The sequence below is a fragment of the Acutalibacter intestini genome (assembly GCF_034334985.1).
In the GTDB taxonomy this organism is placed as follows: Bacteria; Bacillota; Clostridia; order Oscillospirales; family Acutalibacteraceae; genus Acutalibacter; species Acutalibacter intestini.
The window spans coordinates 1-673 of the sequence record NZ_JAWXXL010000133.1; the positions used below are offsets into that span (position 1 = coordinate 1).

The following is a 673-nucleotide window of genomic DNA, read 5'->3' on the forward strand; positions in this document are numbered from 1 at the left end:
CCTGACTGCGTATCTGCTTGAGCCCTTCTTTTCCCACTTTCCGCAAATCGATATATTCCATATCCCTATTATATCACTCTTCCTCTCTTTTTCCTAGCTTTTTGAGCGGGAGTAATACAATCAAAAAAGGAGAATCACTATGGAAACCAGGATTTTAGGCAAGGATCTGAAAGTCAGCGCTATCGAGCTACTCCGCTTTGTGGGGCCCTCTGTCTGATTTGCTGAAACAGCTTTCCGCGCTGGTGGAGCTGTGATTTGCTGGGGAGCGGTGCTGTGCCACTCCCCGGTTTTTTGTACTTCGGGTCAATGTGGAGCTGTTGACAAAGTGCCCCCAAATCGCTCGAAATATGGTATAATTAGAGCAGGGGGGGGGCAAGGAAATGCAGTTAAAATATCACATGGTAACGATAGAGGATTTGGTACCGGAAAATCATTTTCTGCGAAAATTGGAAGCGGCGCTGGATTTATCGTTTGTGTATGAGGAGACGGCTCACTTGTACAGCCGGAGGTATGGCCGTGCGCCCATTGACCCGGTAGTAATAGTAAAATACCTATTGCTGGGTTTTTTGTACGGCATCCCCTCGGAGCGGCAGATCGAGGTACGGTGTGCGGACAGCAATGCGTTTCGTTGGTATCTTGGAATAGATTTGGATGAACGAGTGCCAGACCACAG

General features: G+C 48.1%; 1 protein-coding gene. It reads left to right on the plus strand.

The features are described from left to right. Window positions 1-380: 380 nt before the first annotated feature. On the plus strand, window positions 381-673 hold a 293-nt coding region (locus tag U8U68_RS22075), incomplete at its 3' end, for a transposase (RefSeq protein ID WP_322204635.1).